Annotated in this window: 8 protein-coding genes; 6 read left to right on the plus strand and 2 right to left on the minus strand. The window is 75.8% G+C overall.

The features are described from left to right. Positions 1-108 precede the first annotated feature (108 nt). Positions 109-4,323 (minus strand): DUF4062 domain-containing protein, encoded by a 4,215-nt coding sequence (locus MXD62_RS21575; RefSeq protein ID WP_248831303.1) that lies wholly within the window; start codon positions 4,321-4,323, stop codon positions 109-111. A 138-nt stretch (positions 4,324-4,461) separates the two neighbouring features. Here MXD62_RS21575 and cobT point away from each other — a divergent pair, with 138 nt between their 5' ends. From cobT to MXD62_RS21590, 3 genes are all read left to right on the plus strand, one after another. Then, positions 4,462-5,853, plus strand: coding sequence for a nicotinate-nucleotide--dimethylbenzimidazole phosphoribosyltransferase (cobT, locus tag MXD62_RS21580; RefSeq protein ID WP_248831304.1), 1,392 nt, complete (start codon positions 4,462-4,464; stop codon positions 5,851-5,853). Positions 5,854-5,860: 7 nt separating this feature from the next. Then, a complete protein-coding gene (gene cobS, locus MXD62_RS21585; RefSeq protein WP_248831305.1) occupies positions 5,861-6,688 on the plus strand; it encodes an adenosylcobinamide-GDP ribazoletransferase in 828 nt (275 codons plus the stop codon). Between the two features lie 640 nt (positions 6,689-7,328). Next, positions 7,329-8,780, plus strand: a complete 1,452-nt coding sequence (locus MXD62_RS21590) for an alpha/beta hydrolase domain-containing protein (RefSeq protein WP_248831306.1) — start codon at positions 7,329-7,331, stop codon at positions 8,778-8,780. Positions 8,781-8,815: 35 nt separating this feature from the next. Here MXD62_RS21590 and gcvT read toward each other — a convergent pair whose 3' ends face one another. Continuing rightward, positions 8,816-9,913, minus strand: coding sequence for a glycine cleavage system aminomethyltransferase GcvT (gene gcvT, locus MXD62_RS21595; protein WP_248831307.1), 1,098 nt, complete (start codon positions 9,911-9,913; stop codon positions 8,816-8,818). A 192-nt stretch (positions 9,914-10,105) separates the two neighbouring features. On the opposite strand from gcvT, the gene MXD62_RS21600 reads away from it, so the two are divergent. The 3 genes from MXD62_RS21600 to MXD62_RS21610 form a co-directional block, all read left to right on the plus strand. Next, on the plus strand, positions 10,106-11,701 hold the full coding sequence (locus MXD62_RS21600) for a leucyl aminopeptidase (protein ID WP_248831308.1): 1,596 nt from the start codon (positions 10,106-10,108) through the stop codon (positions 11,699-11,701). A 271-nt stretch (positions 11,702-11,972) separates the two neighbouring features. After that, on the plus strand, positions 11,973-13,355 hold the full coding sequence (gene lpdA / locus MXD62_RS21605) for a dihydrolipoyl dehydrogenase (RefSeq protein WP_248831309.1): 1,383 nt from the start codon (positions 11,973-11,975) through the stop codon (positions 13,353-13,355). Between the two features lie 100 nt (positions 13,356-13,455). Then, positions 13,456-13,803, plus strand: a 348-nt coding sequence (locus tag MXD62_RS21610) for a biotin/lipoyl-containing protein (protein WP_285224137.1), incomplete at its 3' end; no start/stop codon positions are given.

The following is a 13,803-nucleotide window of genomic DNA, read 5'->3' on the forward strand; positions in this document are numbered from 1 at the left end:
ACGGCGGTCGGGTGAATCCCACCGGACTCACCCGACCGCCACAGTCATCTACACAACAGCCCACACCGGACGGCCGGACGTCCGTCCACGCCGGTCGGGACGGATCACTCAGTCCGGCGCGAAGCTGTAGAGGTACAGGCCGGCCGAGCCGGCGACGGCCAGGCCCGTGGAGTCCGGCAGCCAGCAGCAGCCGCGGGCCGCGCCTTCGAACCGGATCATCGTGCGGCACTGCCAGGTCAGCGGGTCCCAGACCCGCACCGACCCGTCCCCGCCGACCGTCGCGAGCCAGGCGCCGTCCGGGGAGAAGCTCGCCTCCCGCACCGTGTGCGCATGACCGTGCAGGACGGCCAGCGCCCGCCCGGTCGCGGCCTCCCAGACCCGCACGGTGTGGTCCGCACCGGTCGAGACCAGGACGCGGCCCGCCGGGTCGGTGGTCAGCCCGAGCACCGGGTCGGTGTGGCCGGGCAGCGAGGCGCGCTGCTCGAGGGTCGCCACGTCCCAGATCCGCACGGTGGCGTCGTCCCCGCCGGAGGCGAGCCAGGTGCCGTCCGGACCGGCGACGCAGGCCTGCACCCCCTCGGTGTGGCCGGCGAAGGTGGCCATCCACTCCCCGGACTCGGTGTCCCACAGCCGCACCGAGCCGTCCTCGCAGCCGCCGGCCACCCACGAGCCGTCCGCGGCGACCGTGAAGCCGAGGATCGCGACGTCGGCCGTCAGCACGGCGCGGACGACGCCGGTGGCGGGCTCCCACAGCCGCAGGGCGGTCGGCTGCGCCGACACCACGACCCAGCGCCCGCCGGGACCGGCCCGGCAGCCGCGGGCCGGGCCGGGCAGGCCCGCCATCGCCGCTCCCGGCTCGCCGGTGACCGGGTCCCAGGCCGTGACGGTGCCGTCGTCGCTGGAGGAGACCACCAGGCCGCCGGCCACGACGGCGCAGCCGCGGGCCCCCTCGTTGCGCCCCGCGGTCGACGGGCGCGGCAGGTCGCTGCCGGTGCTCCAGACCCGGATCGTGCCGTAGCGCCCGGCGGAGGCGATCCAGGAGCCGTCCGGGGCGACGACGCAGGCCCGCGTCCCGGTGGCCCCGGTGAGCTCGGCCCGCTGGCCGCCGGTGGGGAGATCCCGGACGGAGATCGCGTCCCCGGCCGGCGCCACCAGGTAGGAGCCGTCCGGGGCGACCGCGCAGGCCCGTACGGGGCGGCTGCCGTCGCTGAGCACCCCGGTCTGGCGGCCGGCGGCGGTGTCCCAGCGACGCAGCGTGCCGTCCTCGCCCGCCGAGACCAGCCAGGAGCCGTCCGGGCCGAACGCCAGCGCGAGCACCGGACCGGCGTGACCGGCCAGCCGCCGGAGGATCTCGCCGGTCAGCGGGTCGTGCAGCCGGATGGTCCCGTCCTCGCCGCCGGTCGCGACGACGGCTCCGCCCGGCCCGGTGGCGCAGCAGCGCAGCCGCCCGCCGGTGACCGGCACCGCGAGCCTCGGCGTGCCGGTGGTGGCGTCCCAGGTCCGCAACGAGCCGTCGTCGCCGACGGTGATCACACCGGTGCCGTCGGCGGTCACCGCGCAGCCGTTCACCGGGCCGTCGTGCCCGCGCAGGACAAGCCGTGCCACCGGGTCGGCCCCCTCGGGATCCCGGCCCCGCCGCTCCCGCTCCCCGGTGTCGCCGGGATCACCCGGCTCGAGGTCGTCCAGGTCGCCGCGGACGTCGTCGCCGCGGATGTCGTCGCCGCGGATGTCGTCGCCGGGGACGTCCCAGATCCGGGCGGTGCCGTCCTCGCCGACCGAGACGAGCCAGCCGCTGCCGGGCGCGGCCGCGACGCCGAGCACCTGGCCGACGTGGCCGGTGAGCACCGAGCGCGCCGTGCCCGCGCCGACCGTCCAGGTGCGGACGGTGCCGTCCATGCCGGCGGAGGCCAGCCACGACCCGTCCGGGGCGACGGCCAGCGCGAGGACCTGGCGGTGGTGGCCGGCCAGCACCCGGCGCAGCGCGGGGTGCGGCTGGTCGGGCAGCGTCCACCGGTTGACCAGCCGTGGCCCGTTCAGCCGCCGGGCCAGCGCGGCGCGGGCCGGTTCGAGCGCGCGGATGCCGTCGAGCCGGCTCAGCAGGGTCGTGCCCAGCGCCTCCGCGGGCTCGGTGGGGCCGAGCAGGTGCGCGTTCTGCCCGAGCGCCCGGCTCAGCGCGGGCAGCACCGGGTCGTCCGGCCGCACCCTGCCGGCGACGGCCAGGTCGGCCTCGACCGCCACCGGCCCGAGCCGGGCGACGGAGAGCTTCCCGACCGTCCAGCGCAGGTCCCCGAGCAGCGCGGCGAGCTCGTCGTGCCGGCCGGCGCCGGCCAGGTGCCGGGCGAGATGCTCCCAGAGATAGCCGGCCCGCTCCGGCGCCGTCCACCACGGGGCACGCACCCCGCCGGCCGGCTCGGACCCACCGGCCGGGTCGTCAGCACCGCCAGCGCCGCCGGTGATCATGCCGGCGAGCGCGTCGCACAGGACGCCGTCCAGCTCGCGCAGGCGCTCCGCCCCGACCCGGGCCCGCAGGTAGGTCCGCAGGACGTCCTGCAGCACCAGCGACGGCGGGTCCCGCCGGTAGGCCACAACGAGGGAAAGGTCTGCGAACTCCTGGCACAGGTCGTCGACCTCGTCGGGGTCGAGATCGCCGGTCGCCGCCCAGTAGGCCTCCAGGACGTCCCGCGGGATCTCCACGTCCTCGCCGAAGACGGCTAGTTCGAGGTAGCGGTCGAGCCGGTCGCCGGTGAGCAGGCCCAGGCTCGCCGACAGCGTCGCCTCGACGGCGAGCGTCCGTTCCTCGACCCGGCTGACGTCCAGTGCGGTCGGGCCGCGCCGCTCCAGCCGGCGCAGCACCCGCTCGGCCGCGCGGGGCACCGACATGCCATCCCGGGTCTGGCGGACGACCGCCCGGTTGACCAGCGCGAGCAGCACCGGCCAGCGGCCGGTGACCACCAGCAGCCGGCGCAGGACGGCGTCGGGCAGCGGCGCGGGGACATCCCTGGTCAGCAGGCTGACCGCCTCGCCGTCGGCCATCGCGGGCACCTGGACGACGTCGGCGTCCGGCGGCAGGCCGCGCATCCGCGTGGTGATCAGGCGGACGCAGCCCGGCCCGCCCTGCAGGAACGGGCGTAGCTGGGCGCGCCGCCACACGTCGTCCAGGACGAGCAGCCGGGGCTCGGCGCCGAGCAGCTCACCGAGGCGGAACCCGGCCTGCTCGGGGTCCGACAGCGTCGGGCGGACCCCGGACAGCGCCTCGCTCAGGTCGTTGATCCGGTCGGCCAGGTGCGCCCCGGCCAGCGACTCGCCGAGGGTCACCCACAGCACCCCGCCGCCGAACCGGCGGGCGATCCGCGTGCTGCCGCACACGGCCGCGGCCAGCGTCGTCTTCCCGAAGCCGCCGGCGCCCGCGAGCACGACGGGGCGCGGGACGACCTCGGCGCCGATCGGGGGGTCCGAGGCGTCCGGGGCGTCCGGGGCGCTCGCGGCGTCCGGGGCGCTCGCGGGCGGCAGCAGCCGGCGCAGCACGGCCTCGGTGAGCTCCGGGCGCTCCACCAGCCCCCGGACGGCCGGCACCATCCAGGGACGGCGCAGCCATCCACCGCCAGGGCCCAGACCCGGGACGAGGACGGGCCGCGGGCCCGGGGGGACGTCGCCGAACCCGGGCAGCGTGCGGGTCGCCCGCCGCTCGCTGTCCCGCAGCTTGACCAGGGCGTCGAGCACGGCGGTCTCCAGCCGGCCGTCCCGGAACCCGGCGACGATGGTGCCGCCGTCCCGCAGCCGCGCCCGGAAGGCCTCCTGCCGCTCGCCGTAGGCGGGGTCGACGAACTCGCGGAAGGGGACCTCCGCGTCGTCCTCGAGGAGGAACACCAGGCGGGGCATGCCCGCCTGGGTGGCCGCCTGGAACTCGAGCTCGGTGTAGGAAAGGTGCGGCAGCTCCCGGACGGGCGACCCGTAGCGGAACCCGATGAGACCGATGTAGACGTCGCTCTCCTGGACCTGCCGGACGCAGAACTCGGCCGGGTTGTCGGCGCGCGCGCCGAAGTACTCCATGTCGACGACGCGGTCGCCGGCCAGCGCGACGGCGCGCTCGGCGGCGGCCACGAACGACCGGTCCCGCGGGAAACGCCGCAGCTCGGCGGTGTGGCTGAGGAAGATCGCCCGGCGGCGGTCCGGGCCGCGCGGATCTCCCGCCCACGGGGCGACCACCCCCGCGGGCCACATCCCGGGCTCGCCCCGCAGCTCGACCGGACCCCCCGCCACCACGTCCGGCGCGGCGGGCACAGCGAGGCTGCCGGGCGGTTCGGACGGCAGCCGCTCCGGCACAGACACATCCGGCAAATTACCGGATCACCTCCGACAGGGCGCGCCGACGCTTCGGCGGCGCCGCCCGGGTCGGCGCCGGTCGTCACCCGAAACCGCGCATGTGCCGGAAGAACTCCGTCGATCAGGTAATAAGGACCAGTGGACATCACCCCGGCCGCCGAACCCGCCGCCGCGCCCGCGCTCGCGCCGGACGCCGTACCGGTCGTCCCAGACCTCGACCACGAGGCCATGACGGCCGCGCGCCACCGGCAGGGCCTGCTCACCAAACCGCCGGGCGCCCTGGGCCGCCTCGAGGACCTGTCGGTCTGGATCGCCGGCGCGCAGGGCACCTGCCCGCCGCGGCCGTTGCGCCGGGTCCGGGTGGTGGTCATCGCCGGGGACCACGGCATCGCCACGGCCGGCGTGTCCGCGTTCCCGTCCGAGGTGACCGCGCAGATGGTCGCGAACTTCGCCGCCGGCGGCGCGGCCGTCAACGTGCTGGCCCGCCAGGTCGGCGCGTCGGTGCGGGTGGTGGACGTCGCCGTCGACACCCCCGTGCCCACCACGGCGGGCGGGGCTGACGGCAGCGCGCCTCCCGAGCGGTACCGGGTCCGGCGCGGGAGCGGGCGGATCGACCGGACCGACGCACTCACCGCCGCCGAGGTCGACGCCGCCTTCGCCGTCGGCCGGCTGATCGCCGACGAGGAGATCGACGCCGGCGCCGACCTGCTCGTCCCCGGCGAGATGGGCATCGGCAACACCACGCCCGCCGCCGCCGTGGTGGGCACGCTGCTCGACCGCGAGCCGATCGAGGTCGTCGGCCGCGGCACCGGCATCGACGACGAGCGCTGGATGCTCAAGACGGCCGCGATCCGGGACGCGATGCGCCGCGCCCGGCCGTACGCCGGCAACGCGCGCTCTGTTCTGCGGGTCGCCGGTGGGGCGGATCTCGCCGCACTCGCCGGCATCCTCGTCCAGGCCGGGGTGCGGCGCACGCCCGTCGTGCTCGACGGCGTGATCGTCTGCGCGGCGGCGCTGGCCGCCGAGATGATCGCGCCCGGGGCGAAGCAGTGGTGGGTGGCGGGGACCCGTTCCACCGAGCCGGCACAGCGCCTCGTCCTCGACCACCTCGGGCTGGAGCCGCTTCTGGACGCCGGCCTGCGGCTCGGGGAGGGCACCGGCGCGCTGCTGGCCGTCCCGATGCTGACGGCCGCGCAGGCCACGCTGGCCGAGATGGCGACGTTCGACCAGGCCGGGGTGAGCGCCAAAGAGCCGGCCGCGCCCGACGCCACCGACCCCGCCGACACCGAGCCGGGCGCTCCCGAGGCCCACGCCCTCGAGCCCGGCGCCCCCGGCAGCTACGAGCCGCCCGCGGTCGGCCCGGGCGCACCTGGGCCGACCGGTTCCGGCCTGCCCGGACTCGATCTGGGGATGCTCGGCCTGATCACGCCGGACTCCACCCAGACCGGGCCCACACCTGCCGAACCGGCCGCTGACAGGCCGGGCGCCGATGGGCCGGGCGCGGGCGGCACTGCCGGCAGCGCGCCGTGACCGTCTGATGATCGAGGCGCGCGCGGCCTTCACCCTGCTGACCGTGCTGCCGGTCCGCGGCCCGGAGCGCCTGGACCGGGCGGTCGCCGGGCGTGCCATGGCCCTCGCCCCGCTGGTCGGCCTAGCGCTCGGATTCGTCAGCGCGCTGGTGGTGCTGACGACGCGCATCGTCACGAAGGTCCCGCACGAGCGCCCCCAGACCCTGCTGCCCGCCGTGCTCGGGGTGGCGCTGCTGGCCCTGCTCACCCGCGGCCTGCACCTGGACGGCCTGGCCGACGTGGGGGACGCGTTCGGGGTCCGCGGCGGGCGGGAGCGCGCGCTGGCCGTGATGCGGGAGTCGACGATCGGCGCGTTCGGGGCCGTCACCGTCCTGTTCGTCGTGCTCATCCAGGTGAGCGCGCTCAGCGTCACGATCACCGCGCACCGGGGAACCGTCTCGATCCTGGTCGCGGCGATGGCCGGGCGCCTCGCGGTCACGCTGTCCTGTGTCGAGGGCATTCCCTCCGCCCGGGCCGAGGGGCTCGGAGCCCTGGTCGCCGGCACCGTGCGGCGCCGGGACGCGGTGCTGGCGACGGTGGGCGTCCTGCTCGTGGCCGGGCTGGCCGGCCGGCTCGACTACGACGGCGGCGACACGGGCCGGGCGGTCCGCGCGATCGTGGCCGCCGCCGTGGGCGTCGCGGTGTCCGTCGCGCTACGGCGTTGGCTGGTCCGCCGCTTCGGCGGCATCACCGGGGACACCCTCGGCGCGACTGTGGAGATCACGTCCATGGTCACCCTGCTGATGATGGCGTCGACGATCCCGAATCCGGTCCTGCACGCCCTCGGCCTCCACTAGTACCGAGTAGTACCGAGCCGGTGGAAGGTTCCGCGGACGTATCCGTTCGTACCCGAGCTGGCATACGACGCCGTGCCGCCGGTTGGCACAGGCTGGGCGTTCCGGTGCGCCGCGGAACACCATGATCGACCGCGGTCCGTGGTGGCCGCGCCTGCGCCGCGCTGGCTCCGTGCCAGGCCCGCCTGGTCCCCATCCGGTCCCGCCAAGATCACCTGTTACGGGCAGCGCGAGTGTCGTTGCGGTACTGGGCCGTCCGCCCCGCTGCTACAGCCCGCGGCCGGCCGGCACCTTGGTGCCAGTGCGACGAAACCTCGTAACGATCATCCAGATCGAGCCGCCCGGGACCGGGCCCGAAGTTACCCGCTGGTAGATAACGGTGCCCAGGGCTCCCGGAGATCCTCTCGGAGCCCGTCCCTCGGGATCTCCGCCTCCTGGAACCGCTCGCAAAGCGTTGTCCGCCGGTACCCCTGCGTGGCTCACTGGTCGCCACCACCGACACGCAGTCGGTACGCAGCGCCGCGCAGCACACAGGGGCGCGGGCCGAGGAGGACCTGTGAGACTCCGTTCCAGCCGTATTCAGGGCCCCACCCCCGACGCCATCGAGGCCCGGAGCAGGCCGCCCTCCCGATGGCACGCGCCCATGGCAGCGGCGCTCACGGGCCTCGCGCTGTTGGCGTTATCGGCCTGCTGGACCACGCCGGGCGGCGGCCCGGGCGGACCTCCGCCCGACACCGCGGCCGACCTGTCGCAGGAGCTGACCGGCGGGAACGGCCCGTTCATCGGCGCCGCCATCGCGGTGGACCTGGCACAGGCCGGCTACGTCGAGCACGAGTACGCCGCTGCCGGGACGGCGTCGTCCTACCGCGCCGTGGGCGGCCTCGCCCAGGACGGCCGATGGACGTTCGAGCCCGACGGGTCCGCCCCGTACCGGACCCGGGTCCTCGTGCGCCGGCCCGCCCAGGCGGCGGACTTCAGCGGCACCGTGATCGTCGAGTGGCTGAACGTCAGCGGCGGGGTGGACGCCGACCCCGAGTGGGCCAACCTGCACGAGGAGATCACCCGGCAGGGCCATGTCTGGGTCGGCGTGTCCGCGCAGCAGATCGGCGTGATCGGCGGCCAGGTTCTCGTGCAGGCCCCCGGCCCCGGCTCGGAGCTCGCCGGCAAGGGACTGAAGGCGATCGATCCGGCCCGGTACGGCTCGCTGGCGCACCCCGGCGACGGGTTCTCGTTCGACATCCTGTCCCAGGTAGCCCGCGGCCTCCGGGCCGGCGCCGCGCTCGACGGCCTGCAGCCGCGGCGGCTGGTCGCCGCGGGCGAGTCCCAGTCGGCGTTCGCGATGGTCACGTACTACAACGGCGTCCAGCCGATCACCGCCGCCTTCGACGGCTTCTATGTGCACAGCCGGGGCGCCTCCGCGCTGCCCCTGGTCGGGCCCGGCCAGGGGGCGGACCTCACCGGCGCGCTGCTCAGCTCCCCGACGACGTTCCGCACCGACCAGACGGCACCCGTGTTCGACGTGCAGACCGAGTCGGACCTGACCGGCATCCTCAACTCCAGCAAGGCCCGGCAGCCCGACAGCGACCGCTTCCGGCTGTGGGAGGTCGCCGGCACCGCACACGCCGACGCGCACCTGCTCGGTGCCAACGCGGCCTCGATCGACTGCGGCGCCCCGATCAACGACGGTCCCATGCACCTGGTCACGAAGGCTGCCCTGCGGGGGCTCACCGACTGGCTGGAGACCGGCCGGGCACCGGTCACCGGCCCGCGCGTCGAGCTGACGGAAGGCCTGCTGCCGGGCGTGCGCCGCGACGCGGACGGCATCGCCCTCGGTGGTGTCCGCACGCCGCCCGTCGACGTTCCCGTCGACGTGCTCTCGGGTGATCCCGGCCCGACACCGTCGACGATCTGTCTGCTGCTCGGCTCGACGAAGCCACTTCCCGCCGACCGCGTCGCCGAGCTGTACCCGACCCGCGCGGCCTACCAGCAGCGTTACGGCACCAGCGCCGACGAGACCATCAACGCCGGATTCGTCCCACCCGAGGACCGCGCCGCCCTGCTGGACTTCGCCGAGCCGGAACGCGTGACCGGGTGACACGGCCCGTCACCCGCTGACGCGAGCCGCCGGCGTCACCTGGGCGAGGCGGAGACGAACGGCGGGCGGACGACCGTCATCGTCGAGACGCGGCCGCGTACGTCCACGGCCACCTCGTCGCCGGCGGTCACGGAGCGGTCGAGCAGGGCAAGGCCGATGCCCTGCCGCAGGGTCGGGGAGAAGGTGCCGCTGGTGACCTCGCCGAGCTCGGCACCGTCCGGGCCGCTCACCCGCATGTGCGGGCGCGGGATGCCGCGGTCGTTCGAGCGCAGCCCCCACAGCGACCGCGCCGGGCCCGCCGCGCGCTCGGCGAGCAGCGCCTCGCGGCCCCAGAACGCCGGCTTGTCCCAGCCGACGGCCCACCCCGACCGGGCCTGTACCGGGCTGATGGACAGGGAGAGATCCTGGCCGTGCAGCGGGTAGCCCATCTCGGTGCGCAGGGTGTCCCGGGCGCCGAGGCCACACGGCAGGCCACCGAGGCCGGTCACCACCGTCAGCAGCTCGTCCCAGAGCGGCACCGCGTCCGCCCAGCGCGGCAGGAGCTCGAAGCCCGCCTCGCCGGTGTAGCCGGAGCGGCAGACGATGACGGGCCGCCCCTTCCACTCGGCGTCGGCGAAGCTCATGTAGGCACCGTCGGCGGGCAGGCCGAGCTTGCGCAGCACCTCCGGCGAGGCGGGGCCCTGCACTGCGAGCACCGCGAACTCGGTGTGCAGGTCGGTGACGGCGACGCCGGCGGGCGCCTGCGCGGCGAGCCGCCGGACGACCTCGGCGGTGTTGGCCGCGTTGGGCACGAGGAACACGTTGTCGGCGGCGTAGTAGTACGCGATCAGGTCGTCGACGACGCCGCCGGTCTCGTCGCAGCACAGCGTGTACTGCGCCTGGCCGGGGCCGACCCGCCTCAGGTCGTTGGTCAGGCAGGTGTTGACGAACTCGGCCGCGCCGGGGCCGGCCACCCGGGCCTTGCCCAGGTGGCTGACGTCGAAGATCCCCACCGCGCCGCGGACGGCCGCGTGCTCGGCGAGCACGCCCCGGCCGGCGTACTCGATCGGCATCTCCCACCCGCCGAAGGCGGCCGTCTTGGCGCCCAGCTCGACGTGCCGTTCGTGTAGCGGGGACCGACGCAGCTCTCCCATGCCGGCAGCGTAGCCGCCCGGGACGTCACTCCGGCAGGCCGGCGGCGGCCCGGACGGGACCACGTGGCCACGGGCCGGCGGGACGACGGCGCGGTGACGGGGCGATTTCCCACCGTCCCCTCCGGCCACCGGCAGCCCACCGCCTCGGTGCCACACCAGGCCACAGGTCCCGGGGCCCAATACGCTCGAAGCATGACCGTCACCTCTGCCGCCTCCGCAGCCCTCACCGACCTCGACGTCGACGCCGTCGTGATCGGAATGGCCAAGGGCGACGACGGTCCGGTGCCCCTCGGCGGGACCGGCGCCCTCGACGCGGCGCTCGGCGGCCGGCTGGCCCGGATCCTCGCCGACCTCGGCGCGACCGGAGCCACCGGCGACATCGTCCGCTTCGCCACGCTCGGGACGCTGAAGGCCCCGACCGTGCTCGCGGTCGGCGTCGGGGAGCACGCCGCGTTCACCGCCGGTACCGCCGGAGCGGGTGGGGAAGCGGGCGGTGCCAGCGCCGACACCGACACCGAGACGCTGCGCCGCGCGGCCGGCGCCGCCGTCCGCGCGCTCGCCGGCACCGCCCGGGTCGCCTCGACGCTCGCGCTCGCCACCGGGCGGCCCACCGCGTCCACGCTGCGCGCGGCGGCCGAGGGCTCGCTGCTGGGCGCCTACGCGTTCGACAGCCTGCGCACCTCGCCGAACGGGCCGGCACCCGTGCGCGAGCTGGTCCTGACGGTCGAGGACCCGTCCGACCTGGCGGCGGCCGAGGCCGCACTGGAACGCGCGACGATCATCGGTGACGCCGTCACGCTGGTGCGGGACCTGGTGAACACTCCGCCGAGCCACCTCTCGCCGGCCCGGCTGGCCGAGATCGCGGTGGAGCGTGGCGGCGCGGCCGGCGTCGAGGTGACGGTGCTCGGCGAGGAGGCGCTCGCCGAGGGCGGCTACGGAGGCCTGCTCGGTGTCGGCCAGGGCTCGGCCAACCCGCCGCGGCTGATCCGGCTGCGCTACCAGGGTGCCGCCGGCACCGGGGCGGCCAGGGGCGAGCCGGCCGGCACCGACCTGGCCCTGGTGGGTAAAGGCATCACGTTCGACTCCGGCGGCCTGTCGCTGAAGCCGCCGGTGTCCATGGAGTGGATGAAGAGCGACATGGCCGGCGCGGCCTCCGTGCTCGCGGCCGTCGTCGCGGCCGCACGGCTGGGCCTGGCGCTCAACGTGACCGGCTGGATGCCGTGCGCGGAGAACATGCCCTCCGGCGACGCCATCCGACCGTCCGACGTGATCACGCTGCGCGGCGGCAAGCGGGTCGAAGTGCTCAACACCGACGCCGAGGGGCGGCTCGTGCTCGGCGACGCGCTGGCCCGCGCGTCCGAGGACACTCCGGCACTCGTCGTCGACGTCGCCACCCTCACCGGCGCGCAGATCGTCGCGCTGGGCACCCGCACGAGCGGGGTGATGGGCCGCTCCGAGGCGACCGACGCGGTGGTCGCCGCCGCCGGGCGCGCCGGCGAGACGGTATGGCCGATGCCGATGCCGCCGGAGCTGCGCAAGAGCCTCGACTCGGTGGTCGCCGACCTGGCGAACGTGGCGCCGGGCGGGAACCGCGACGCGGGCATGCTGCTCGCCGCCCACTTCCTCGCCGCCTTCGTGCCCGAGGAGATCCCCTGGGCGCACGTCGACATCGCCGGCCCGTCCTGGAACGGCGGCGAGCCATACGGCTACACGCCCAGAGGCGGCACCGGGGCCATCGTGCGCACCCTCGTCCAGCTCGCCGAGGACAGGGCCACCACCACCCCGTGACGTGCGGCGGCGCCGCCGCAGGACGCCGCGCGACGGGGCGGGTGACACGAACGGACGTCGCGTGATGCGGCACAGTCGGCGCAGTCTGTCCAGTCCAACCGCCTCGTCGTGAAAGACTGGGCGGGCCGGAGCGTGTCACCCGGCGGGACGCCCGTCCCGCGGTCGGGTGCCGCCCCGGCGGGGCTCACCGGCCTGGACGACGACCACGCTCCTGCCGCCGCCAGGCCGTGACCCCACTGGTCCGCAAGTCGACGAAGAAGGGACCCCTCGCGTGGCGGACACAGCGGCCGGTCCCGTCGACCTGGTCGTCCTCGGGGGTGGCAGCGGCGGGTACGCCGCCGCGCTGCGCGCCGCCGAGCTCGGCCTGCGGGTCGTCCTGATCGAGAAGGACAAGCTCGGCGGCACCTGCCTGCACCGCGGCTGCATCCCGACGAAGGCGCTGCTGCACGCGGCGGAGGTCGTCGACACCGTCGCCGCCAGCGAGACCTTCGGCATCCGGGCCACCCTGGACGGCATCGACATGGCCGGGGTCGGCGCATACCGCGACTCGGTGGTCGACGGCCTGTACAAGGGCCTGAGCGGACTGGTCCGGGCCCGGGGCATCGAGGTCGTCACGGGCACCGGCCGGCTGGTGTCCCCGACCGCGGTGGCCGTCGGCGACCGGGTGGTCGAGGCCCGGCACGTGCTGGTCGCCACCGGCTCGGCCGCGCGAACGCTGCCCGGCCTCGACCTCGACCACCGGACGGTCATCGACAGCGGGGACGCGCTGGCGCTGGAGCACGTCCCGGGGTCGGTGGTGGTGCTCGGTGGCGGGGCGATCGGCTGCGAGTTCGCGTCGGTCTGGCGTTCGTTCGGCGCCGAGGTGACCATCGTCGAGGCGCTGGGCCATCTCGTCCCGGCCGAGGACGAGGCCAGCTCGAAGCTGCTCGAACGCGCGTTCCGCGCCCGGGGCATCGCCCTACGCCTTGGGGTGCCCCTCGCGGGCGCGAAGACCACCGACCAGGGTGTGACCGTTGTCCTGGAGGACGGGTCCACCGTCGACGCCGAGCTCCTGCTCGTCGCGGTCGGCCGCGGCCCGGTCTCCGCCGGCATCGGCCTCGACGAGGTCGGCGTCGCGACGGAACGCGGCCACGTCCTCGTCGACAGGTACCTGCGGACGAACATCCCCACCGTCTCCGCCCTCGGGGACGTGCGGCCCGGGCCACAACTGGCCCACGTCGCGTTCGCCGAGGGCATCCTCGCGGCCGAGCTGCTCGCCGGGCTCGACCCGGTACCGGTCGACTACGACAACGTCCCGCGGGTCACCTACTCCCATCCCGAGGTGGCGTCCGTGGGTCTGACCGTGGCCGCCGCCCGGGAACGCCACGGGGAGATCAACACCGCCACGTACCACCTGGCGGGCAACGGAAAGGCACGGATCCTGCGCTCCGCGGGCGCGGTGACCGTGGTCTCGGCTGCGGACGGCCCGGTCGTCGGCGTCCACATGGTGGGCGACCGGGTCGGCGAGCTCATCGCCGAGGCCCAGCTCATCACCAACTGGGAGGCATACCCCGCCGACGTGGCCCAGCTCCTCCACCCGCACCCGACCCTCTCCGAGGCGCTCGGCGAGGCGCACCTCGCTCTCGCCGGCAAGCCACTGCACGTCCACAGCTAGGCACGTCCACAGCTAGCCCGCGGTGCCCGCGTCCGCCCCGCCCGGCCCGACCGGGTGTGGTGGGGAGGGCGCCGGGCGCGACGAAGGAGTCGTTGTCAGCATGTCAGTATCCGTCACGATGCCCCGCCTCGGGGAGAGCGTCTCCGAGGGGACGGTCACCCGCTGGCTGAAGAAGGAAGGCGAGCGGGTCGAGGCCGACGAGCCGCTCCTCGAGGTCAGCACCGACAAGGTCGACACCGAGATCCCCGCGCCGGCCTCCGGCGTGCTCGGCTCGATCAAGGTCGCCGAGGACGAGACCGTCGAGGTCGGCGTCGAGCTGGCTGTCATCGAGGACGGCGCCGCGGGTGTCGGCGCGGCGGCCGCGCCCGCCGAGGCCCCCGCCGCGGCCCCGGAGCCTCCGCCGGCACCTGCCGCCGCCGCGCCGCCCCCGCCGCCTGCTCCCCCCGCT

It is taken from the genome of Frankia sp. Mgl5 (genome assembly GCF_023242985.1).
GTDB classification, from domain to species: Bacteria; Actinomycetota; Actinomycetes; order Frankiales; family Frankiaceae; genus Parafrankia; species Parafrankia soli.

Bases quoted from the DNA above. Each gene is read 5' to 3' on its own strand.
- cobS (WP_248831305.1), top strand. From the start codon at position 5,861: ATGATCGAGGCGCGCGCGGCCTTCACCCTGCTGACCGTGCTGCCGGTC.
- gcvT (WP_248831307.1), bottom strand. From the start codon at position 9,913: ATGGGAGAGCTGCGTCGGTCCCCGCTACACGAACGGCACGTCGAGCTG.
- MXD62_RS21600 (WP_248831308.1), top strand. From the start codon at position 10,106: ATGACCGTCACCTCTGCCGCCTCCGCAGCCCTCACCGACCTCGACGTC.
- MXD62_RS21590 (WP_248831306.1), top strand. From the start codon at position 7,329: ATGGCAGCGGCGCTCACGGGCCTCGCGCTGTTGGCGTTATCGGCCTGC.